A 22,211-nucleotide genomic window follows, 5' to 3' on the forward strand; every position below is an offset into this window, starting at 1 on the left:
AAATATTGCGCATTTAAGTTTTAAAATTTTTATTAATATATTAAACAAAAAATTCTATAATATTACAAATAAATTTTACAAAACTTGTTAGTATGAAAAATATTATAATATTATTAAATTTTTAATAATATTATATTGAAAATTCTTAAAATTTATATTATTATTATTTTAGCAAACATGAATATATATCCATATTCATTAAATTTAACTAATAATAGATAAAAGAGGTGAAAGGTAATGAATAAAAAAAAGTTAATGAGTCTCATTATATCTGCTGTAATAGGTTCTCAATTAATATTAGGAACTTATAACAGTATCTATGCAGTAGATATACCAAAGGAAATTACTAATAATTTAAGTACCGATGTTAAAAATTTGTTAGATCAATTAAAAGATGAAGAAAACCCAACAAAAATAAGAGAAATAGTAAAGGATAATATCTTTGACAGGAATATGCCTATAGAAAGCATAGAGCAAGTAATGAAACAATTTACTAGTGTAGCAATTGGAAGCTTTTCTGCACCAGGATATGATCAAGCTAAAAATTTTATTATTTCCCCCCTTATGAATCTGCTTTGGCCTAATGGTGATAATGACTATCTTTGGAAAGCAATGAAACCAGAAATACAAAAAATGATAAATAATTCAATAAAAGATTATGATTTTGGTCTTAAAACTCAACAAATAAGTGGTATAAGAAGTGTGTTTGAAGATTATGCAAGCTGGCTTGGGGATGAAAACAAATCACAGTCTGAAATTCAAAGAAAATTTAGCACTTTAGATAGTTTATTTGTACAACTTTTAGGAGAACTTAAAAGTGAAAACGCTCAAGGTGCCCATAAACTAGAATTACTTCCATTATACACTGTTACTGCTAATTTTCATTTAGTAGTAGTTAGCGATATGGTAAGACACGCTGAAGCAAGAGGTTATGATACTAATACTGTAAATGGATATAAAAATAGATTAAAAGAAAGAATTAGTGAATATACTAATTATATTGATACAGTATACAAAGAGGGTCTAGCAAAAAGAATTCAAGACTCTTCAAGTATACAAGCTATAAATGGAGCTGGAGCCAGTGGAGACTTAAATGACAGAGATGGAAATCATCAAAAAGAAATGACAGCTAAAAAGCAGTGGAATTACGTAAATGATTATAAAAGATTTATGCAACTTTATGTGTTAGATTTTGCTGCTTTATGGCAATATATGGACCCTGATATGTATAATAAAAATGTCAATTTCCAGATATCAAGAGAAATTTATACTGATATAGTTGGCCGTCAAGTAGGAGTTACAGATAAAAATAACATAAACTTTTCAAGAGGAAGTTATGAAGATGGCGATTATCTTGGAGAGTTCGTGGGAGCAGATATATGGAGCTATAATAGAATAGATAGGTTTACTCCTTTATATAATAGAGGAAATGTAGGGAAAAATTATTGGCCATACAGCCTTGGTGGGAGTGGTGGAGCTCGTCTTTGGCTTACTGGTAATGGAGATGTAACTGAAACTGGATTAAATAATCCTAATCCAATAACTAAAGTTGCAGCCTCTGCTGAAATTGTTCCTTGGGGGCTTCATTTTGATCATAAAACTGCCACAGGTGAACAAAACTTTGGTTCTTGGCGTTTTGGTGGTAATGCACCAGGAGCTATCAAGACCACATACTATTCTTATGCTAACAATAAATTATCTTCTATTCATGGCCTTGGAATAGGAAACTATCCAGGAGGAGAAAGAAATGTTTCAGGTCTTGTTTTCGGATTTAGACCAGATACTTTAACTCCAGCTAATAATTTATCTGAAAACACAATTTCTGTATTTTCCTCTCAAAAATACTTAGATAAAAAAGGTTTTTCTCCACAAATAGAGCACATACTTGGAGGAAATGCTATGAAAACTTCTAAACAAGGAGATTTTATGACCTATTCTCTTAATTCAGAGAAGGATGGAAAATATAAAATAAGGCTTAGAGTTTCTTCTAAGACTCCTTCTAAATTGGCTGTATATGTGGCAGGTACTAAAGTTGGTGAAATAAATGCTGATGCAACTAACACAGGAGTTCAAGGAGAATATGGCAAATATCAAATTGTAGAAGGTCCTGAAATTAATCTTAAAGCAGGAGCTAACTTAGTTAAAATAGAGAATGCTAACGGAGGAGAATTCTCTGTATCTAATATTGAATTGGAACATATGAGAGAAGTTCCAAAGCTAATATCTATAGCAACAGTAGATCATTTACCAAATGTGGAGATAATTGAGGTTACTAAAAGTAATGGACAGTCCCCTGTATATGATATTAAAAACAAAGGATTTAGTGTAAGTAAAGGTTCTACTCTAAATATAACTATCAAAAAAACAAGTACAGACACATCACTATATAGATTAATGGGAACTTTCGGTGGTTCTATGATGCAATTAGGTAACTCTATTTCATTATCACAAGGAGTGAATAATATTGAAGTAAAAATACCAACAGATGGTGTGCTAAAAAATATTACACTTTATTAAATGAGATGGTTTATCTGTACAAATTTTAGTATGATTAAATAATAAATAAAAAAGATTTTATTTAAAAGAAATGCCCTTGATGCAATTAGCTATAGAAATGAAAATGCGAGAGTGTAAAATAATCTGTGTAAACTCCACTACACAATTATTTTACATTTGGTCTTAACTTTGTGTAAAGAGGATTGATGTAACTCCAAATAATATTATTAAAAGCTTTTCATTATAACATAATCTAATAAATTTAAAAGTGAAAGAATACCACAAAATTGAGGTATTCTTTCACTTTTATTTTTATTTTATATTATTTCCACTATTTATGGTAGCTTGTCCTTCTTCAATATCTACAGCAGTGAACTCTCTGGTTTTTACTTCACTAGTTCTATTAAATCTATACTCTATACCATTATCTTTAGTATAGTGACTTGCTAGATCAAACTCTTTCATTCCGAAATTTTCGTTATATTGACTATTAGGAATTTGCTCAAATGTTTCTACAAATTGATATAATCCAACTTTACGATTTGTATCTCCTTTTTCAAATACATGTCTAATATTATCTGATTCTTTTTGAGATACTGAAATAGTTCTACTAAATGTTTTAGTTAAACTATCTTGAATAGTATAGTTTATAGTTCCACTGCCTGTACCAATTTTACTGGCACCAATATTTCCACTTATTGAAAGGCTAGTTCCTGCAGTTTTTGCAATACTAATAGCTTCTCCTTTATCTACGCCATAAGTTGTATCCTTTGTTAGATTAGTGCTTTGATTTTTTCCTAAGGTAGTACCTATACATAATTGCCAGTAAGATCTATTAATTACCTTTGTTCCTTTTACCATAGGATCATTAGCATTTATTAAAACACTGTACAAAACATCCCCTTTTTTATAATATCCATCAGGTAAGCTTTTAGCATCTTTATATACATTTCCATCTTTATCCATATATCCTTCTATTTTTGTGTGGGCTAACATGGTAAGGTCAATTGAGTAACGTGGTTTATAAGTAGATTCAAAATAATCTACAGCGTTTGCATCGTAGCAAATACCATCCTTTATTTCTTTATCTTCTTGAGCTATTATATCAATTATAACCACATCAGGAGAACTTTCTACCTCTCTAACCTTTACTTTTTCAGGAAGTCCTGAATTGTACCAATTAGGATTTTGAACTAAAGGTATACTTTCAGAATTTTTGTAAGTATTACTTAATCTTTTTTGTTCTCTTTCTACTTTAATTTCTGTAACTTCTGTAATTCTTTTTCTAAGACTTTGAGTTTTATTTTTTATTTCCACAACTAACGGATCCCATGTATTTAATTGGTGTTTTTTAACTAAATCCCTTCTTACCTGAACTACATCATTTAATACTTTGTTCATTTCTATAAGATTTTCAGTAGAAATAACACTATATACCTTTCTCATGGCCTCATTGACCATTTCTACTGGTGTTTTGCTTTCATTATTAACAGCAGTATTTGTATTTGGGTCATTATTATTTGTGTCATTACTGGCAAAAGCTTGTGTCGCTGAATTGGCTACCAAAATAGTTAATACAGTGGCAGTTGTTAAAACTTTCTTTAATTTTTCATTCTTTTTGTTTAACATGTTTTTACCATTCCTTTCACTTTTTCTTAAATTATACTAAAATGATATCAATAAAATCCAGAATTGTAAACACATTTCATTACATTTATTTTAAATTTTTCAATAAATTTCAATATTATATGGACTATTTTCGAGACTTTATGACAATAAAATACATTTCTTAAAATGATTTGTAGAGTTGTATGACTAATTAACTAATTAAGAATAGAGTAAATATATAGACTATTCATATATTTATCGGAATTATTGATAAAAAATCAACAACAAAATTATGTTTTTATTGATATAAATAAACATTATTACACTAAAATAACTCTATAATTATTTCCAATAGCTATAAATCTTATTATTTATATAAAAACCATATTATTTATATATTAAGAATACTAGGTATAGGCTTCTCATTATATGGTGTGATCTGGATGGGAGTAGAAAAATATTCTGATCTTCCATTCTTTTATGGAAAAAGCAAAGTGCAGGTTCCAATGCTAATGGGGTGTTTGTCTATTCATCAGGAATTGTTATGATATCTCATTCTTTTTTACAAACTATAATTCTTATATTGATTTTTGCCCCAATAATTTCTATTGAACGATATGTTATTGAATCCAAGAGAAGAAAAATTTCTTTGGCAACAAGGAATAGCTTCTGAGGATTTCAAATATAAAGGCAAAGGATTATTCTCAAATGGCGTAAAAAAAGTTTATTCTAAAGATGGTATAATAAAAAAAGGTGAACCAATTATGGTAGTGGCAATAGCTGGATTTGATCTAATTATAAAAAAAGCAACCGTTGCAAAATAAAATTGAAAATTAATTGTAATTTAGGAGTACCCCATTATAATGAAAAATTTTTTAATTAATTACAGCTTTCTGTGATAATATACAAATTCACAGAAAGCTTATTTTTTATGTATTCTTTACAATGATCCTATTAATATGCATTCTTCACTATGCTTCTACTAATATAATAGATTTTCCATTAATTTAATGTTGAACCTATGATTTTATAAACTAAATTCGTCATGCACAATAAAATAAATGCATCCTATATAATAAAACAAATTCATCCTATACAATAAAATAAATCCATTCTATACAATAAAACAAATTCACCTTGGAAAATAACGCAATTTAAGAAATCCCCCTAATAAATTTAAGTAAATATATGTAATTTTAATATTAAATATAATTATATATAAAAATTTATTAAAAATATAATAATTTATAATAAAGATTTAGAAAATTCTTACGACTATAAAATAGAAATACAAATAAAATATACCAAAAGCCTATTAAGAAAGTTTATATTATCAATATTTGTAAACGTATTCTTTTTATAGGTTTAGGCATATGGGCTATCAAATTTTTTTATTCTATATAGATCTAATAAAAAAACTAACTCATTATTTAATTAAATATACCTAAGCAATGTATATGGTAATATTTTATAACCTTATTAAAAATCCTATTACACAGCATTAACTAGAATAAATTTTATAAAAAATAAATTAACAATATATTAGGGGGTATACAAATGAAAAGAACCAAAGCAATAATTAGTTTTTTATTATCAACAGTGATTACTCTTACAGTTAATGTATCAGTACTAGCTTTTCAGCCAACCAGTCATTGTACATTAATTGAAGAAATATCAAAGGATCTGCCAAAAGAAAGTTTAATTGCCAAGGCAATAAACACATATCCTAATGTGGCAAATTGGGGTGCAAATGCTCCAGATTTACCTTATCTGCAACCTGGACAAGTTCTTGAACGCTCTCCTTGGGCAGATAGATTTCATTATTATAAAGTAGGTACTTTTGCGTCAACACAACTAAAGAAAGCATTAGATTCTAAAGATCTAAAAAATATAGCTTTTGCAGCAGGATGGGTTTCACATATAACTGGTGATTTAGCTTGTCATGGGGTATTTGTTAATGCAGAATGTGGGGTATATCTTCATAATGATTGTACAAGAGGCCTTCATAAAGAATTAGAAAATAACGCTGAAATATATATTTTCACTAAATTTGGTGGAAATAAAATTTCAGATTACAATAAAACAACCATATCTAATAAATTTAATAATTCTGGTGATATTCCTTTTGCATTTATGAATGAAGTTACAAATGAAGTATATGGACAATCCTCTAGTGAAACAGAAGAATCTATGTGGACCAAAGCCCTTCAATTAGGTATTAACACTGGAATAGGATATAATTATATTGATTACGAAAATTCTCAAAAAATACTATCCCAAAATAATAGAATATCTAGACTTGAAAGTGCTTTTGAACAAGCAAAAAAACATGGGGTTACCCTTTTGACTCAAGCAGAATCTGGTGACTATTCAGGATTTACAGATAGATGGAACTTGGATGTTGGCTTAAGTAAATCCCCTATGAGCTCTCTTACTGTTACTGTAGAAACTGGTAAATCCCTAGGCGCTGGCACTGATGACCATATCTATTTTTCTGTTGAATTGAAAGATAGTACAGTTAAAGAATGGAAACTGGATAAAGTCAATTATAATGATTTCGAATATGGAGATTCTGATGAATACTATTTATATATAAATGATATAAACTTTAATCCTAAAGATGTGGCAAAAACTTATTTAACTAAGAAAAATGTATCTAGCATAGGTGCTGATTGGTATTTAAAAGGATTCAATGTTAACGTTAATGGTATGGATGTAGTAGAAAAAGAATCCAATAAGTGGATTGACTCCAGCAATAACAAAGAAATTGTAAATGTTGATTGGAGTAACGTAACTAACACATCTGACCCTTCCATTGAATAACTTCATATATTTATATGTAAGATGACATTACATGACATTACATGAAGGAGGCATTAAAATGAATAGAACTTTTTTTAAAGTTTTAAATTATATATGCGTAATTTTACCTATATGTAGTATATTCATATTTGTAAACTATTTTTGTAAAATAATTCCATTTATAAAACTAAATAATATTTCTCTTTATATTCCCCTATATATATCAATAATTGGCATTATTATCTGCATTATAACTTTAATTCTTAATAATTCTAAAATAGTTAAAATAGCTTTAACAATTAATATCTTTATCGTTTTATTATATTTCCTATTTTTATTCACAGCAAAAATAGGTGGTTAATATTCTAATAATATTTACTGATAAAATTTTCTTATATTAAATCAAAAGAAAATAAATAGATTAATATATTAATTAATCCATTATACTACTTAAAATGACTTTAGCAATGATATTTGGCTAAGTTAAACTTTCAGCCAATGTTATAACAATCTATAAAAATATTAAAGCTTACCTTCTCTTATAGAAATGTAAATTAAGATCTCAAATAATAATAAAGCATATAAAAACTTTAAAGAGAAAGGCCTTAAATTAAGACCTTTCTTTTTTGGTGCTCCGTAGCATTTTATAATCTTTTAGTGTAATCATTGAAAGCCTTAATTAAATCATCCAGCTTTTTCTCAATTCTAACCAAAAGATATACACTAACTGCTACTGGGAATCCTACATTACTTATAAGCTGTACAATGTTGTCATACATATTCCCACCACCTTTAAGTAGAGAATCCCAATCTATCATTTACTGAGAATCACTTACTTAGATTAAATACAAATCTGAGTTACATTTCCTATACTCATATTTATATATGCTTTTTAAACCTATTTTGTATTTTATATTATATTATTTTTTATATTATATAGAAATGATATAATGTAATTGGTAACAAATTACATACATAATACTATAACAATATCTATAAAATACACACTTACTAAAACTAGGAGGATAAATCATGCTTTTTAAAAGAACAATTAAATGGATTTTTTTAATTATTATGTCTTTAGGATTAATTGGTTGTAGATTTGTTAAACCTATAAATCCAAGTAAAGCCCTTGAGGAATACCCTATTCCTAAAAACTCATTAGATAAAATAATTAATGAACATGTAGAGCCAATATCTGTAAAACCTTCTTTCGGTGGCAAACCCTTTTGTAATTATACAATAATAGGCTCAGATAAAAATAACAATACAATTAAAATATATCTTATTTTACTAGCTCAAGAATATTATATTAAAGATGATAAATTGGTTGAGGGTACAGGTGGAGAATTTGATGGAATTCTTACAATAAAACAAGAAAATAATAATTACAAATTCATAGACTGTAATATATCACAACAAATACAAACTGAAGAATCTATTAAGATATTTCCTAAGCATATTAGAAAAAAAGCACTTAAAATACATATGGAATCTTCTTCTAGTGATTCCTCAATAAAAAAGATTGAAAAAAAGGCTGAAACTTATTTCAAAAAAACTGTGGTTAAAACATATATGTGAAAAGTAAGCACCTGTCTTGCTACTGGTGGTGACTTTGTATTTTCAGTTGAGCATCCTATATTTACATCCTATGGAACACAGGATTGGTATTATGATGATAATGGAGATATAATGCATTGTCCTGTGGATAGATATTTTACAGAGGGAATTAGAAAATCTAATTTTTTAGGCACAGATGTTATGAAATACCATAAAACCCTAACTACTTATATAAATGGATTAATTAAATCTAGTTTTGAAATAATAAAACTTGTGGAACCAGAACCAGAAGAATCTATGTTAAAAGATAATGTTGAAATGCAAAATGAATTACGTAGACCAATGATGCTACTTATTTCAGCTAAAAAGAAATAATTGTTATTTATAACACACATAAACTCTGTTGTTTAGGCTTTATGATAGATTTAAAATTTTTGTTTCTAGTTAATAAATTAATCTATTGTGCTAGTTAAGGTAGCTTTAAAAATCATATTTTGCTAAGTTAAACTTTGAGCCAATCTTAATTTTCATAAGCTGAATAGGACGTTCAGCTTATGCCTACTGATAGGAAATCAGATTAGGTATGTTAGGAAATTTTAAATAAGCTAATATTACTGTCAGTTAATTTACCGTTGGTTTAATATGCAAAATATGATCATGTAAGCTTAGTTTAACTAGCACAAGGAGTTAAATCAAAGTGCAAGTGTTGCTAAAAATGCTATTAAATTTCTTAGACTATGAATTATAGCGGTTACCCAAAATCCGGACTGTCCTTTGTGTTCATAAACAATAAAAGAATAAGCTAACAAAATCCCTATTATAAATGTATCTAAAATATATATGGCACTATAAAAATGACCTAACCCAAATGTTATTGCTGAAATTATAATCAAGACTAATTTCTTATCCTTAAATTTTCCAATATTGCTGAACAGTGCTATAACCCCACATTGATGTATTAAAGTTTCAAGTATAGGGGCAATTATAACAACTGCTAAAAAACATATTATCTTATTGTTTTCTTGAAATCCACCCATGGGTCCAATATGGTTCTCATATAAAATATGTATTGGAATCAATGGAATTAGTGCTAAATAAGTTAAAGCTAATATAGCAAAAATAAACTTAATCTTAGACAAATTATATAATTTGTTATGTATCTTCATTATTATATTCATGGCAATATCCTTTCAATTATTAAACTTAAATTATAAAAATATTTTCCTTAACCATTAACTATGGAGTATTTAGAAAATATGTCAATTAGTTTGTCCTTATTTAAATTATCCTTTAATCTTATATTTTTTATCTCATCATCTTTAGAATTTATTACTAATTTATCATCATAAATATCAACTTGTCTTATTTCACTCCACTTAAAATAATCAAATGAGTATAATAATCCTGATTCACTAACTAATATATTTCTAGAAAAGCAGTAATCAATTATTGCCCAAACTAGAAACGTCAATCTAAATGCAAAATTATGTATATAACTTGTGGTAACAATCCCTTCTACTATTTTTATACCACCATATATTGAGAGAATATATATAAAAACTGAGCTTTTAGATAACTTAGTATTTATCTTCATAGAAAACTCTTTTTTGTTAAATGATTTAGCTCTCTTTATAATTTTAAATGTTTGAAATAACATTACAATAAAACAAATAAAATAAGCTATATCTAATATGGTTTTTAACTTATTCATATGTTTACGCCCCTCCCCCTTTAAAATAATTTATATTTCTATAAAAGACTAAGCTCTTTAGTTATTATAAATGAAAACTTATATTTACCTAAATATAGTAATAAATACATTTTCATTAAAACGTTCTAATTAATAAAACCATTTATTCTAATTAATGTCAAATAAAAAATAGTTAATATTTTAACAACATTTTGAAACACCTCTTAAATACCCATTATTTTTAAGTTTCTGTAATTATTATAACTAAATTTTAATCTTTATAAATAACATGTACTAATAGTATAATTTGATATGATGGATTAGCTATACTTGAAATATGCACTTAAACTAGATAATTATTGAGTGATTTTTTTATATCATACTAAGGAGTTGAGGACTTGAATAAAATTCTAAGGTCTTTCATAATGCCTTTATCTTATTTAGTAAGTTATATAATTGTTATTAAAATAGATAACAATTATAAACTGCTAAATAAAATAAATATGAAAATACCTATATGTAAGAAGTGGAAACCTACATTATATATAACATTTTATTTTATGTGCATTATATTAATAGCGCTTTGTGGATTATTTTCCGATATAACTATTAATATTTTGAATGGAGTTTTATTAAGTATAATAATTAATCTTACACAGGAAAATTCCAAAATAAATAAAGCTTAATTAATAATGAATTGGAGAAAATTTATGAGTAATTTATTCAACATAAATATAAGTAAAATTTTTATGATAATCATTAAACTGGTATTAGTTTTAATTGCAGGTTTTTATATAGGATATTGTAATGGTAATAGTAAATGTAAAAAATAGTTTAATAAAAATAAATCATATTAGGGCGTGTCTGAAAACAATATATCAAGAGCTTATTTAGATAAAACAAAAATGGCAGAAATATAAACAAATGCAAGAAAAGAAGAAGAAAGCATATCATATCTAGTAGCAATTCTTCTAAAATGCTTCACTTTATTAAAAAAGCATTCAACTAGATGACGCTCCTTATATATCCACCAATCACAAGGCCAAGGATTCTTTGAATTAGATTTTGGTGGAATAGTATATGAGGCTCCCTGTGACGTTATATATTCTCTAATTTCATTTGTACCATATGCTTTATCAGCTAAAATATTACTACTTTGTATATCAATGTTTGAAAGGATATCTATGGTTTGTGTACTGTCATGTAAATTACCAGATGACAATTGGAAGTATACCGGATTGCCAAGGGCATCCACAACTGCATGAATTTTTGTCGTATGTCCTCCGTGGCTTAATCCAATATGTTGTTTCGTTTCGTTGTTTACAGCCCCTTTTTAGCACCTGCACTATGTTGGTGGGCTTTAATGCATGTTGAATCGATACTTAAATTTTCATAATCTGCTTCTGAGGTTAGCTCTTTAAAAATTACTACTAAAGTACCGTCATCACGCCACTTACAAAAACGACTATATACTGTTTTCCATGACCCAAAGCGTTCAGGTAAATCACGCCATGCAGCACCGCTTCTTGCAATCCATAGTATGGCATTGAACATAATTCTATTATCTTTGGGTGGTCTTCCTGTTTTTGCAACAGGAAATAAGTTTTTTATTTGATTCCATTGTTCATCTGATATTTCGTAGCGTTTTTGTGTCATTGTTTTAACCTCATAGTTTTTTATATTATTATAGCTAAAATTTAAGTCTTTTGCACTAGTTAGTTTTCAGACACACCCTAATATAAAGTTTCCCATCATCATAACAATCTATATGTGCTTTATCCTTTATTTTATTAAATAAAACCTTAACTTTCCTCTTAAATACACTTATATGAAAAGGCTTTGTGATATAATCATCTGCCCCTAGATCAGATCCTTTTATCATATCATTTTCCATGTCCTTGGCAGTTAAAAAGAATACTGCAGTATTTTTATGTTTAGATTTAATTTTAGGGCATAAATCAAATCCATCTCCGTCAGGCAAATTTATATCCAAAATTATAAGATCATATTCTTTTTTATTAATATATTCTATAGCTTGTCTCTTAATTAAAGCGCAATCTACAATATACCCTTCCTGTTTTAAATTGTAAGATAAAGTTTTATTTAATAAATTATCATCCTCTACCACTAATATGTTTTTCATAGTATTGCTCCTTAAAAAATTTCATTTTATGGTGACATTTATAATTAAGTTGTATATAAATCATAATAAAAACCTTTTAATTTCATTAATCTTTCATAAGTTCCCTCTTTTACATAATGGAATACCATTTTATCCAATAATAGTATCCCCTTTATAATTTTAGTGACTTAAATCATGTATCAAAGAATTTAATATATCTAATTCCACATGATCCATAACAACTATTTTATACCATTTATTCGTACTATTATGAGTTTCTGGTACTAAGAAGTATTTTTCTGCTATTTCTTTATGAACATACTTCTCTTCCATAGTTACTATGTTCATACTGTTCTCTTTGTAATATTTAATGCCTATATTATCCAATTGTCTACATAACCATTCAGTTCTATTTCTTAATTTATTTATCTTTTCAATCCATCCATATGGTCCATAGCTAGCAAGTATCATCCATACAGCTACAGCATTAGCCCCTGAACGGCTGCCACTTAGTGTCACATCTAAATTTTCTATGTAAGTTGCTTCTTTTGTAAGAGTATTGTGTATTAAATTTTTTCTGCACACAAAAATTCCTGTGCCATATGGTGCTTGTAACATTTTATGACCGTCTAATGTTATAGAACTTACATTTTTATTAGAAAAATCCGTTTTACACTCTTTGTTATTTATAGGATATATAAATCCTCCGAAAGCTCCATCCACATGAATTTTATATTCTAAATTATATTTATTAAAAATATTAGCATATAAATCCGGATCATCCACTGAACCAAACATTGTACTGCCCATATTAGATATTACTATAAAATATTTTTTACCAGTATTTTTTGCTTCTTTCACAATGCTATGTAAAGTATCTTCTTGAATTTTACGACTATGAAAATCTACTGGAACTTTTATTATATCTATATTTAATAAATCAGATGCTTTATATGCTGAATAATGGGTATCTGCAGATGTGATTATAGCTATTTCTTCATGTTTTGCTTTTCTTTCCTTCTTAAAATAATTTCTATAAACCCATATAGCTTGTATATTAGCTTCTGTCCCTCCCTGAGTTACATATCCATCAAATTCTTTATCCTCTCCGTTAAGAACATCAATTGCTAGCAATTGAATAAGTTCTCTTTCTATATCAAAGGTTCCTCCGAATAATATATCTGCTTTATCATATGTATGACACCCTATGTGATTGGGATTCTGTATAAATGTTCTTAGATATGGTGATTGCTTTACAAAACTATAATCTTCATAAAAAACGGCATCATCTAATTTAGTTCCTGGTATTCCTATAGTTCTAGTATTATCATAGTTTAAAGTTCTCTCTAAAGATTCAGTTATTTTTTTATCTATTTCTTCTTGAGTATACTTTTTCCAAAACTTCATTTATTAATCCCCCTTATGTTTTGTCATTAATATAGTATCAATTTTTTTAAATTTGAAATATTTACAAAATAATAATAACATATTATTTACAATTAATACAACATGTTACAAAGATAATAAAATGTGCGTCCTAGTATATTCTATTTAGTGTATAATTTATTCTTAGTACCACAGCCTATTTTTATTTTCATATATTTTTATTATCTATAAAATTAGAAAACTTTGCCATATATTTTATAAGAAAAAATGCTAAACATCACTATGATAACTAATAACCAACAAAATGTTTGAAATAATTGTGGAAATTCAATAATTTTATTTGTCAAAAGCATTCTAGATGATTCAACAATAGATGTCATTGAATAATTTCTGGATCTCCCATTAAGGACATTGCAATATCTAGTCTACGCCTCATACCCCCAGAGTATGTTGCTCCTTTTCTCATTAAAAAATCTGATAAATCAAATCTCTTTGATAGCTTTTCAATCTCTTCCTTAGGATTTTTAACCCCTCTTAATTGGGCAATCAAACTCATATTTTCATACCCTGAGAACAATTCATCCACAGTTGTGGATTGTGCATTTAAGCTAATGTTCTCTCTTATTTTTTCAGGATTTTTCTTAACATCATAACCAGATATCATAACATTTCCACTGTTTTGTTTTAACAATGTGGTCATAATTTTTATTAAAGTAGTTTTTCCAGAACCATTCTCTCCAAGTAAAGTATATATTTCTCCTTTTTTTTATATTTAAAGATACACCGTCTAACACATTTATATCTTTAAAAGATATTTGAACATTATCTATAGAAATAATGTATTTATAATTTTGGTTATTCATCATAAAACATCTACTCCTCAATTTTCTCTATTTTTTCATTTAACTTTTTCCTAGCATTTTCAAACCACAATTCTTCAGGATATTCTGCCATAATATTATCTGCAAATTGGGCTGGATCTTCCCCTATAATTTCAGTTACAGAACTTTTATTGCGGGCACCATCTTGAAATAACTCTAAAATATTTTCTAGAACCAGCATAAAGTTATCTCCCCCAGCAAAATTCCACATATATTTTTCTAAAGCATCTAGTCCTTGCCTATACACCATAGGTAAATCTTGTTTTTGTCTTTTATATTCCTTATATCTCTTTTTTGATTCTATAGCTCTTGATATCCAATTATTCATATCAAATCTTCCTTTCTTATATCATTTAATGTTAATTTTAAGAAATCCCATTTTGTCCAAAAAACATCTAGATATTCTTGCCCTTTATCATTTAACCGATAAAATTTTCGAGGTGGTCCCAATTCTGATTTCTTTTTTTCTACATCCACCAATTTCTTTTTTTCTATACGGATCAAAATTGTATACACAGTTCCTTCCACAATATCTTCAAATCCTAGATCAATTAAATATTTTGTAATTTCATATCCATAAGTTTCTCCTAATTTAATTCTTTGAAGTACAACTCCTTCTAAAACTCCCTTTAACATTTCAGTAATATCTTTCATTACATTTCCTCATTTCCCTAGTTTTTATCTTTCAAAACTAACTACCTAGTAATACTTAGTTCTACTATAGAATATTACTAGGTACCGTTAATGTCAATAAATAAAATTCACATAAATTTATCTCTGAATCTAACTATAATTATTTTTTTCATCAGTCTACTATGTTAAATTAAAACAAAATAAACAAATAAATATATATTTTATAATAAAATAAAACTTATCACTAGAAATAGTTATAACCTTTATATAGTGACTATTTCTATTGATAAGTTTTTTCTCTTTAAATATCAATTAACTTATTATATATTAAATTTATCTATTTTATTATTCATAACACCACTAATTCAAATACAATTGAAAAAATACACATTATAGTTATTCCTATAAACCACCAATGAACTATTTTTATTTTTCCTTTTGCATTATTAGCTTTTTTAAACTCATCTATATGTTTCATATCAACATAATTATTTACTTTAGCTAATTTTATAATAAGAAGTATACTTTACACCATACTGCTTGTATATAGTTGCAAGGCAAGCACATCCACAATCTTTGTAGTCATGTTGTTTAATACATATGTATTTGTTAAGAAATCGTCTCATAGTTCATCTTTTTTTAACTACTAAATCTAATTCAATATTACAAATGCAAATTTTATTAAATTAGGGCGTGTCTGAAAACAATATATCAAGAGCTTATTTAGATAAAACAAAAATGACAGAAATATAAACAAATGCAAGAAAAGAAGAAGAAAGCTTATCATATCTAGTAGCAATTCTTCTAAAATGCTTCACTTTATTAAAAAAGCATTCAACTAGATGACGCTCCTTATATGTCCACCAATCACAAGGCCAAGGATTCTTTGAATTAGATTTTGGTGGAATAGTATATGAGGATCCCTGTGACGTTATATATTCTCTAATTTCATTTGTGCCATATGCTTTATCAGCTAAAATATTACTACTTTGTATATCAATGTTTGAAAGGATATCTATGGCTTGTGTACTGTCATGTAAATTACCAGATGACAATTGGAAGTATACCTGATTGCCAAGGGCATCCACAACTGCATGAATTTTTGTCGTATGTCCTCCGTGGCTTAATCCAATATGTTGTTTCGTTTCGTTGTTTACAGCCCCTTTTTAGCACCTGTACTATGTTGGTGGGCTTTAATGCATGTTGAATCGATACTTAAATTTTCATAATCTGCTTCTGAGGTTAGCTCTTTAAAAATTACTACTAAAGTACCGTCATCACGCCACTTACAAAAACGACTATATACTGTTTTCCATGACCCAAAGCGTTCAGGTAAATCACGCCATGCAGCACCGCTTCTTGCAATCCATAGTATGGCATTGAACATAATTCTATTATCTTTGGGTGGTCTTCCTGTTTTTGCAACGGGAAATAAGTTTTTTATTTGATTCCATTGTTCATCTGATATTTCGTAGCGTTTTTGTGTCATTGTTTTAACCTCATAGTTTTTTATATTATTATACCTAAAATTTAAGTCTTTTGCACTAGTTAGTTTTCAGACACACCCTAATTAAACTATGAATTATAGCAGTTATCCAATATCCAGAATTTTGTTTATCTTCATAAACAATAAAAGAATAGGCTAAAAGAAGTCCCATTGTAAATCCATAAAAAATATATAATATACTATAAAAATGATCTCCGCCAAAAAATATTGCAGAAATAAACATCAATAATAATTTGTTACTTTTAAATTTTTTATTTAAACTAAAAAGCTTTATTATACCCATCTGAAATATTAATGTTTCCCATAACGGTGCTATTATTGCAATGCTTATAAATAATGTTGTTAAATTTTTTGTCCCTGGTCCTCCCATAGCTCCCATATATTTTTCATATATAATAGTTATAGGAATGAAAATGACTGATATTATAAAACTTAAAATTACTATAGTACATATGAATTTTGGCTTTGATAAATTATACATCTTACCATTAATTTTTTCTATTGAAATCATTATATATTCCTTTCTATATACATTTTTATATATTGCCCTAATTAATTTAATATAAAATACCGATATATATTCAAAATAATACATTATTTTCATTTTATCCTCAAAATATCTGATTGATAACTGGGTAAATTATTCTTAAATCCCTTGTTATCTTATTAACAATACTTTATTTTCATAGTTATTTTCATTTTTAGATATTAATGTATTAAAATAATTTAATTTTTTAATAAAAATTCTATATAAATCACATCTCAATATTTACTTAAATCCATTTTAAATCTATTGTTTAACATATTAAGTGCATTATATTTAATTCGAAATTAGTAATAAGTTGTAAAATTGTTCGTGTGAAATTAATATGGAGGTATTTATGATAGAACCTTATATAATCAAATATTTTATGGCATTTATAGTATTTATGGAGATATTAGCATCTTATTTTATAGTAGATGGAATATTATTTGCCTATAAAAAGAAGCTTGTTTCAAAAAGAAAATTTATTGCTTATATAAGTACAATAGTTATAATTATTGGTACTACTGTTATTATATTGGTAATAATACTTAAACGATTGGGAATTTTTTAATATGTTTAATACTAAATGCAAGAAATGCTGTCATAAAATAAAGTGGACTACTCTTCTTAGAGCTTTTACTATATCCATGGGATATAAATTTGAATGTGATAATTGCAAAACTAAATATTATATAGGATACCTTTCCCGCACAATAATGATTTTAATAATGATATTGCCAATTATGCTATTACAAGAATTTATAGAAAACATAGTAAACAGCTGTTATCCTATTGTTATTTGGCTTGTATGGATGATATTAGTAGCACTTATTTCCCCATTTTTTATATCCTTATATCCACAAGAAAAATAAATTCACGTATTATATATAAAAAAATTTCTACTACTTTACTTCATGGCATAACTCAATTATTAAAATTTATTACTATATGGGAAATGAAAGAATATACACATAAAATCCTAGTTCACAAAAGAGTATTGTTGAATACCCTCATGCTAATGCATGAGGGTAGAAACCAATATATTTTTAATCTTTCAAATTTATCTTTTCTAATAAATAATAAAGCATTTTTTCTTTTCTTGTTATTATTTTTGCAGTACATACCATACCAGATTTTATTTGTGCCTTTTCTCCCTTATGACTGTATAAAGCCTTACTATCTATGGATGCTTCACCGGTATAAAAACTTATTCCGCTTTTTGGGTCCATTTTTGAATCCGGGCTTATTTTTTCTAATTTACCATCTAAATATCCATATTCCTTATAAGGTAGAGACTGAAAATCATATTTTATAGTAGTACCTTTTTTTATATTTGCTATGTCTTTATTAAGTATCATAAGATCTATTTTATAAGTTTTATATTATTTATAAATCGCTTTTATAGGATCAAGCTTTGAAGCCTTTGACGCTGGAATTATTCCGAATATTATTCCTATTAATATTGATGTTATTGATGATCCAATAAAAATTTTAAAGGTGAATATTGGTTTTAGTGGGGATAGCAATCCAACAATTTTAGATAATCCATATCCAATAATAATACCTAATATTCCTCCCAGTAAAGTTATTAATATAGATTCTATTAAAAATTGAGATAATATTGTTTTAGATTTAGCTCCAATTGCTCTCCTTATGCCTATTTCTCTTTTTCTCTCTGTAACTGATACATACATAATATTCATAACACCTACTCCTGAAACAAAAAGAGATATTCCAGATACTACAGCTATAAATCCTGTTATTCCACCAATTACAGATTGAAATGCTTTTGTCATGGCCTGAGGGTCAGCCTTTATATACTCTCCATTTACATCTGGATGTAATCTTTCCAGCTCCTCTTTAATATCTTTAAATACATCATCTAAGTTATAGCCTTCCTTAACCTTAACCTTTATACTTATAATTTCATTTTCTGACTTAAAAGATTCTTTTAAAAAACTTGGTATATAATCTGAATTGCCTTCAAATGAAGTTGGTAGTGGATCTTTTATAATTCCTATTACCTCTAAATATATACCATTTAAATCTATAGCTTTACCTAATCCTTCTTCATAGTTATCTCCAAACAATTCTTTTGCATGTTTTTCTGTTATTAAAATAACTGGATTTTCAGAATCATTATCATTTTTTGTTATACTTCTACCTGCTGAAATATTTAAAGACTGATTTTTATATTCATTAAACATTAAATATGTACTTCTATCAAAATAAGTTCCTTGTCCTCCTAAATTTAAAAACCCCATAATGCCATCATTATCAGCACCAATATTAGTAACTCCATCTATATTTTTTAATTGATTAAAATCACTTTTATCAAAAGGTTGTGCAGTGTCGCCAGCATTAATTTCTTTACTTTCAAATATTATACTTAATGAATTAACATCTGTAGTATTAACTGATTTAGAAACATTATTCTGTAACCCAGCACCTATAGATAAAATAACAACTTCTGTACTTATTCCTATAATTATACCTATCATAGTTAAAAATACTCTTATTTTATTTGCTTTTAAGCATAAAAGAGAACTTTTTAGCAACATATTAAAGTTCATATCTATAGCTCCTTCTCTTGGACAAAGACACCATCTTTTAAGAATACTAAATGTGAAGCATATTTTTTAAAGTCTTCATCGTGAGTAACCATAATTATAGTTTTTCCTTGCCTGTTTAACTCAATTAAAAGATTAATGATTTCCAGCCCTGTTTTACTATCTAAAGCTCCTGTAGGTTCATCAGCTACGATAATATCTGGATTATTAACTATAGCTCTAGCTATAGATATTCTCTGTTGCTGTCCTCCTGATAATTCATGTGGAAAACTTTTGCTCTTCTCAAAAAGATCTACTTTTTTTAAGGACTCATCTATACGTTGTTGTCTTTTATTTTTACTATTAATACCATTATATATAAGGGGTAATTCTACATTTTGAGAAATATTTAATGATTCTATTAAATGAAACTGTTGAAATATAAAACCTATATTTTTATTTCTAAAATCTGAACGTTCATTATCAGTCATTACTGTAACATCAATACCATTATAAATATACTTACCTTCATCAAACTTGTCTAATAAACCTAGAACATTTAGAAGTGTAGTCTTTCCACTACCTGATTTACCCATAATAATAACAAAAGAACCCTTTTTTACCTTAAAATCTAATCCTTTTAATATTTGAAATCTATTTTTATCTTGTTGATACCATTTAAAAAGCCCTTTAACCTCTATTAGATCATTCAATTTTCTGCCCTTCTTTCATAGTATCCTTAGCTTCACGAACAATTTTATCATTAAAATTTACACCATTTTTAACTTGTACATATTTGTCATTCCAATTATCTACTTCTATTTCTTTATTTTTTAAAATTCCATTATTAACAACCCAAACATAACTTTTCTCCTTATTTTTAAATATGGCCGTTTTGGGAATCTTAGGAATATAACTTTTAGCTTTAGTTGATATTTGCACATGAAATCCTGGATAAATATCTTTAATGTTATCAATTTGAATAATAACTTCATAAGAATTAATTGTTGCTAAATTTGGGGAACTACTTTGAGATCCTGATCCCTGCTGTACTGCTCCTTGAGGTACTGTTACTTCCGGTGAAGGATTTTTATCTATATTTTTAATCTTACCATCAATAGATTGTCCTGTTCCTAAAATGGATACTTTTACAGTTTGCTCTTCAGTTAATTTAAGTATATCCTTTTCCGAAACTCCACACACAACCTGCATATTCTCACTATCTAATGTTAATATAGGCTTAGAAGGTTCTATTTCACTATATCCACCAATTTTAACAACTCCATCAAAAGGTGCTTTTATGTATACATTACATTTATCATTAATATTATTTATTTTATCATTTAAACGATTTTGTTGTTTAATATTATCATTTAGTTCACTCTGTAATTCGGACTTAGATTTTTCAGCTAAAACTTTTTGTTGCTCTAAGTCAACAGTATCTATTTGTTGTTGTTTTTCTTTATCTTGTAAAATTGATTCTTTTTGTTCTTCTGTTTTTTGTTCTTTGTTACTCTGCTGTTGTATTTCTTGTTTTTGTTTCTTTTGTTTATTTTGTGCCTGATTAATCCTATCACTAGCCGAATTTAATTCTTTTTTAATTTTATTATATTTATCTTTCAAAGTGCTTAATTCATATTGTAAATCATCTTTTTGCTCAATAAATTGGTTATTCTTATAAGTAAATAAAATATATCCTGATTTAACTACTTGCTTATCTTTAACATTTATTTTATCTACAATACCTTTAGTGGTATCTGCTTGCAGAATAACACTTTTAGAACTTTTAATTTGTCCCTCAAAAAATACATTTGGAGCTTCCTTTACTGTATATAAAGATACTTTTTTAGTATTACTTTTAGTATTATTTTTAAGTTTATTTATTGTTATTACTGTAAGGCCTATTAAAAATATAATAGCTATTATAATCGAACTAATAGTGATAACACGTTTTTTTTTCATACAATCCTCCTCTTTAAGTATTTTAATAGTTAATTTTCTGTATTGTTAAATTACTATTACATGTCAAATTATAAATATTTATACATAATCTTAAATTTAGTTATTGCTATCCAGATAAACCTTAGAATTAATTTTATTTATAGTTGTAATTATAGTTCCATCTAAGGAATTATTGGATTTTTCAAGGCATATGAATTTATCTAAATATTCAATTATTAAACTGCTGTGAGTAGCTATTAGACACAATCTATTTTTTTCCTTTGTCCATTTTCTTAATTCCTCCAGTATATTACATAAAGATTTTTTATCTATATTTTCTAATCCCTCATCAAAAATTATAACATTTATATCTAGCATCATATAAATTATAAATGTAATCTTTTGTTTAGTTCCTTTTGATAAATTTTTAATAATTTCATTAACAATAACTTCTTTCCTATTCTCACCAATTTGATAATGCTATCAAATTTACTCTCATCAAATTGTTTT

Annotated in this window: 25 protein-coding genes and 2 pseudogenes; 8 read left to right on the forward strand and 19 right to left on the reverse strand. The window is 26.9% G+C overall.

Translation table 11 applies throughout. The features are described 5' to 3' along the window. Positions 1-237: 237 nt before the first annotated feature. Positions 238-2,517, forward strand: a complete 2,280-nt coding sequence (locus tag NGI68_RS09995; protein WP_251861339.1) for an insecticidal delta-endotoxin domain-containing protein — start codon at positions 238-240, stop codon at positions 2,515-2,517. A 291-nt stretch (positions 2,518-2,808) separates the two neighbouring features. Here NGI68_RS09995 and NGI68_RS10000 read toward each other — a convergent pair whose 3' ends face one another. After that, complete coding sequence (locus tag NGI68_RS10000) at positions 2,809-4,125, reverse strand: hypothetical protein (protein ID WP_251861340.1); 1,317 nt, start codon at positions 4,123-4,125, stop codon at positions 2,809-2,811. Positions 4,126-4,712: 587 nt separating this feature from the next. Here NGI68_RS10000 and NGI68_RS10005 point away from each other — a divergent pair. The 3 genes from NGI68_RS10005 (at position 4,713) to NGI68_RS17260 (ending at position 7,267) form a co-directional block, all read left to right on the forward strand. Beyond that, positions 4,713-4,928 (forward strand): NfeD family protein, encoded by a 216-nt coding sequence (locus NGI68_RS10005; protein WP_251861341.1) that lies wholly within the window; start codon positions 4,713-4,715, stop codon positions 4,926-4,928. A 733-nt stretch (positions 4,929-5,661) separates the two neighbouring features. Continuing rightward, entirely contained in the window at positions 5,662-6,927 is a 1,266-nt protein-coding gene (locus NGI68_RS10010) for a zinc dependent phospholipase C family protein (RefSeq protein WP_251861342.1), read from the forward strand. 58 nt (positions 6,928-6,985) lie between these two features. After that, the gene (locus NGI68_RS17260; protein WP_502799384.1) at positions 6,986-7,267 is read left to right on the forward strand and encodes a YnaG family membrane protein; all 282 of its coding nucleotides are present in this window, start codon (positions 6,986-6,988) and stop codon (positions 7,265-7,267) included. Between the two features lie 283 nt (positions 7,268-7,550). Here NGI68_RS17260 and NGI68_RS10015 read toward each other — a convergent pair whose 3' ends face one another. Continuing rightward, the gene (locus tag NGI68_RS10015) at positions 7,551-7,724 is read right to left on the reverse strand and encodes a YvrJ family protein (RefSeq protein ID WP_502799385.1); all 174 of its coding nucleotides are present in this window, start codon (positions 7,722-7,724) and stop codon (positions 7,551-7,553) included. A gap of 214 nt (positions 7,725-7,938) precedes the next feature. Here NGI68_RS10015 and NGI68_RS10020 point away from each other — a divergent pair, with 214 nt between their 5' ends. Beyond that, positions 7,939-8,487, forward strand: a complete 549-nt coding sequence (locus NGI68_RS10020) for a hypothetical protein (RefSeq protein WP_251861343.1) — start codon at positions 7,939-7,941, stop codon at positions 8,485-8,487. Between the two features lie 111 nt (positions 8,488-8,598). Continuing rightward, positions 8,599-8,841 (forward strand): hypothetical protein, encoded by a 243-nt coding sequence (locus NGI68_RS10025; protein WP_353505377.1) that lies wholly within the window; start codon positions 8,599-8,601, stop codon positions 8,839-8,841. A 317-nt stretch (positions 8,842-9,158) separates the two neighbouring features. Here the strand turns inward: NGI68_RS10025 and NGI68_RS10030 are convergent, their stop codons facing one another. The 12 genes and pseudogenes from NGI68_RS10030 to NGI68_RS10075 form a co-directional block, all read right to left on the reverse strand. Further along, positions 9,159-9,644, reverse strand: a complete 486-nt coding sequence (locus NGI68_RS10030) for a CPBP family intramembrane glutamic endopeptidase (RefSeq protein WP_251861344.1) — start codon at positions 9,642-9,644, stop codon at positions 9,159-9,161. Positions 9,645-9,691: 47 nt separating this feature from the next. Continuing rightward, complete coding sequence (locus NGI68_RS10035) at positions 9,692-10,177, reverse strand: hypothetical protein (protein ID WP_251861345.1); 486 nt, start codon at positions 10,175-10,177, stop codon at positions 9,692-9,694. Positions 10,178-11,042: 865 nt separating this feature from the next. Then, positions 11,043-11,812, reverse strand: a protein-coding gene (locus NGI68_RS10040; protein ID WP_251861346.1) for an IS5 family transposase whose coding sequence is annotated in 2 segments (ribosomal slippage) — positions 11,043-11,485 and positions 11,485-11,812 — 771 coding nt in all. Because the reading frame shifts where the segments join, the coding sequence is not laid out codon by codon here. A 55-nt stretch (positions 11,813-11,867) separates the two neighbouring features. Further along, the gene (locus NGI68_RS10045) at positions 11,868-12,299 is read right to left on the reverse strand and encodes a response regulator transcription factor (RefSeq protein ID WP_251861347.1); all 432 of its coding nucleotides are present in this window, start codon (positions 12,297-12,299) and stop codon (positions 11,868-11,870) included. Between the two features lie 159 nt (positions 12,300-12,458). Continuing rightward, positions 12,459-13,685 carry a pyridoxal phosphate-dependent decarboxylase family protein gene (locus tag NGI68_RS10050; protein WP_251861348.1) on the reverse strand — a complete coding sequence of 409 codons (1,227 nt, stop codon included), beginning with the start codon at positions 13,683-13,685 and terminating at the stop codon, positions 12,459-12,461. A 355-nt stretch (positions 13,686-14,040) separates the two neighbouring features. Next, positions 14,041-14,418: an ATP-binding cassette domain-containing protein gene (locus tag NGI68_RS10055; RefSeq protein ID WP_286010108.1), complete on the reverse strand. Its 378-nt coding sequence runs from the start codon at positions 14,416-14,418 to the stop codon at positions 14,041-14,043. A gap of 119 nt (positions 14,419-14,537) precedes the next feature. Beyond that, positions 14,538-14,873: a DUF1048 domain-containing protein gene (locus tag NGI68_RS10060; protein WP_251861349.1), complete on the reverse strand. Its 336-nt coding sequence runs from the start codon at positions 14,871-14,873 to the stop codon at positions 14,538-14,540. After that, positions 14,870-15,199: a PadR family transcriptional regulator gene (locus NGI68_RS10065; RefSeq protein ID WP_251861350.1), complete on the reverse strand. Its 330-nt coding sequence runs from the start codon at positions 15,197-15,199 to the stop codon at positions 14,870-14,872. The genes NGI68_RS10060 and NGI68_RS10065 overlap by 4 nt, the downstream gene beginning before the upstream one ends. 328 nt (positions 15,200-15,527) lie before the next feature. Further along, the gene (locus NGI68_RS16950) at positions 15,528-15,656 is read right to left on the reverse strand and encodes a hypothetical protein (protein WP_286010102.1); all 129 of its coding nucleotides are present in this window, start codon (positions 15,654-15,656) and stop codon (positions 15,528-15,530) included. A gap of 43 nt (positions 15,657-15,699) precedes the next feature. Continuing rightward, positions 15,700-15,804: pseudogene (locus tag NGI68_RS17100) on the reverse strand (cysteine peptidase family C39 domain-containing protein); the annotation flags it as partial. A gap of 93 nt (positions 15,805-15,897) precedes the next feature. Further along, a protein-coding gene (locus NGI68_RS10070) for an IS5 family transposase (protein ID WP_251861351.1) occupies positions 15,898-16,667 on the reverse strand; the annotation gives its coding sequence in 2 pieces (ribosomal slippage) (positions 15,898-16,340 and positions 16,340-16,667; 771 coding nt in all). A gap of 55 nt (positions 16,668-16,722) precedes the next feature. After that, positions 16,723-17,196, reverse strand: coding sequence for a CPBP family glutamic-type intramembrane protease (locus tag NGI68_RS10075; RefSeq protein WP_251861352.1), 474 nt, complete (start codon positions 17,194-17,196; stop codon positions 16,723-16,725). Positions 17,197-17,566: 370 nt separating this feature from the next. On the opposite strand from NGI68_RS10075, the gene NGI68_RS10080 reads away from it, so the two are divergent. Then, positions 17,567-17,782 carry a hypothetical protein gene (locus tag NGI68_RS10080; RefSeq protein WP_251861353.1) on the forward strand — a complete coding sequence of 72 codons (216 nt, stop codon included), beginning with the start codon at positions 17,567-17,569 and terminating at the stop codon, positions 17,780-17,782. Position 17,783: 1 nt separating this feature from the next. Continuing rightward, complete coding sequence (locus NGI68_RS10085; RefSeq protein WP_251861354.1) at positions 17,784-18,083, forward strand: TIGR04104 family putative zinc finger protein; 300 nt, start codon at positions 17,784-17,786, stop codon at positions 18,081-18,083. 174 nt (positions 18,084-18,257) lie between these two features. On the opposite strand, the pseudogene NGI68_RS10090 reads toward NGI68_RS10085, so the two are convergent. From NGI68_RS10090 to NGI68_RS10110, 5 genes and pseudogenes are all read right to left on the reverse strand, one after another. Beyond that, positions 18,258-18,584, reverse strand: a pseudogene (locus NGI68_RS10090) (beta-barrel domain-containing protein); the annotation flags it as partial. A gap of 9 nt (positions 18,585-18,593) precedes the next feature. Continuing rightward, a complete protein-coding gene (locus NGI68_RS10095) occupies positions 18,594-19,784 on the reverse strand; it encodes an ABC transporter permease (protein WP_251861355.1) in 1,191 nt (396 codons plus the stop codon). 2 nt (positions 19,785-19,786) lie between these two features. Then, positions 19,787-20,473 (reverse strand): ABC transporter ATP-binding protein, encoded by a 687-nt coding sequence (locus NGI68_RS10100; RefSeq protein WP_251861356.1) that lies wholly within the window; start codon positions 20,471-20,473, stop codon positions 19,787-19,789. Further along, positions 20,466-21,722, reverse strand: coding sequence for an efflux RND transporter periplasmic adaptor subunit (locus tag NGI68_RS10105; protein WP_251861357.1), 1,257 nt, complete (start codon positions 21,720-21,722; stop codon positions 20,466-20,468). Before NGI68_RS10105 ends, NGI68_RS10100 begins: the two co-directional genes overlap by 8 nt. Before the next feature lie 96 nt (positions 21,723-21,818). Next, positions 21,819-22,079, reverse strand: coding sequence for a P-loop NTPase family protein (locus NGI68_RS10110; RefSeq protein ID WP_251861358.1), 261 nt, complete (start codon positions 22,077-22,079; stop codon positions 21,819-21,821). Positions 22,080-22,211 lie beyond the last annotated feature (132 nt).

The sequence above is a fragment of the Clostridium sp. Marseille-Q2269 genome, assembly GCF_943736985.1.
Classification (GTDB): domain Bacteria; phylum Bacillota; class Clostridia; order Clostridiales; family Clostridiaceae; genus Clostridium_F.

Coding starts and splice junctions, on each gene's coding strand:
- NGI68_RS09995 (WP_251861339.1), top strand. CDS start 238: ATGAATAAAAAAAAGTTAATGAGTCTCATTATATCTGCTGTAATAGGT.
- NGI68_RS10000 (WP_251861340.1), bottom strand. CDS start 4,125: ATGTTAAACAAAAAGAATGAAAAATTAAAGAAAGTTTTAACAACTGCC.
- NGI68_RS10010 (WP_251861342.1), top strand. CDS start 5,662: ATGAAAAGAACCAAAGCAATAATTAGTTTTTTATTATCAACAGTGATT.
- NGI68_RS17260 (WP_502799384.1), top strand. CDS start 6,986: ATGAATAGAACTTTTTTTAAAGTTTTAAATTATATATGCGTAATTTTA.
- NGI68_RS10015 (WP_502799385.1), bottom strand. CDS start 7,724: ATGATAGATTGGGATTCTCTACTTAAAGGTGGTGGGAATATGTATGAC.
- NGI68_RS10020 (WP_251861343.1), top strand. CDS start 7,939: ATGCTTTTTAAAAGAACAATTAAATGGATTTTTTTAATTATTATGTCT.
- NGI68_RS10025 (WP_353505377.1), top strand. CDS start 8,599: ATGCATTGTCCTGTGGATAGATATTTTACAGAGGGAATTAGAAAATCT.
- NGI68_RS10030 (WP_251861344.1), bottom strand. CDS start 9,644: ATGAATATAATAATGAAGATACATAACAAATTATATAATTTGTCTAAG.
- NGI68_RS10035 (WP_251861345.1), bottom strand. CDS start 10,177: ATGAATAAGTTAAAAACCATATTAGATATAGCTTATTTTATTTGTTTT.
- NGI68_RS10045 (WP_251861347.1), bottom strand. CDS start 12,299: ATGAAAAACATATTAGTGGTAGAGGATGATAATTTATTAAATAAAACT.
- NGI68_RS10050 (WP_251861348.1), bottom strand. CDS start 13,685: ATGAAGTTTTGGAAAAAGTATACTCAAGAAGAAATAGATAAAAAAATA.
- NGI68_RS10060 (WP_251861349.1), bottom strand. CDS start 14,873: ATGAATAATTGGATATCAAGAGCTATAGAATCAAAAAAGAGATATAAG.
- NGI68_RS10065 (WP_251861350.1), bottom strand. CDS start 15,199: ATGAAAGATATTACTGAAATGTTAAAGGGAGTTTTAGAAGGAGTTGTA.
- NGI68_RS16950 (WP_286010102.1), bottom strand. CDS start 15,656: ATGAAACATATAGATGAGTTTAAAAAAGCTAATAATGCAAAAGGAAAA.
- NGI68_RS10075 (WP_251861352.1), bottom strand. CDS start 17,196: ATGATTTCAATAGAAAAAATTAATGGTAAGATGTATAATTTATCAAAG.
- NGI68_RS10080 (WP_251861353.1), top strand. CDS start 17,567: ATGATAGAACCTTATATAATCAAATATTTTATGGCATTTATAGTATTT.
- NGI68_RS10085 (WP_251861354.1), top strand. CDS start 17,784: ATGTTTAATACTAAATGCAAGAAATGCTGTCATAAAATAAAGTGGACT.
- NGI68_RS10095 (WP_251861355.1), bottom strand. CDS start 19,784: ATGAACTTTAATATGTTGCTAAAAAGTTCTCTTTTATGCTTAAAAGCA.
- NGI68_RS10105 (WP_251861357.1), bottom strand. CDS start 21,722: ATGAAAAAAAAACGTGTTATCACTATTAGTTCGATTATAATAGCTATT.
- NGI68_RS10110 (WP_251861358.1), bottom strand. CDS start 22,079: ATGCTAGATATAAATGTTATAATTTTTGATGAGGGATTAGAAAATATA.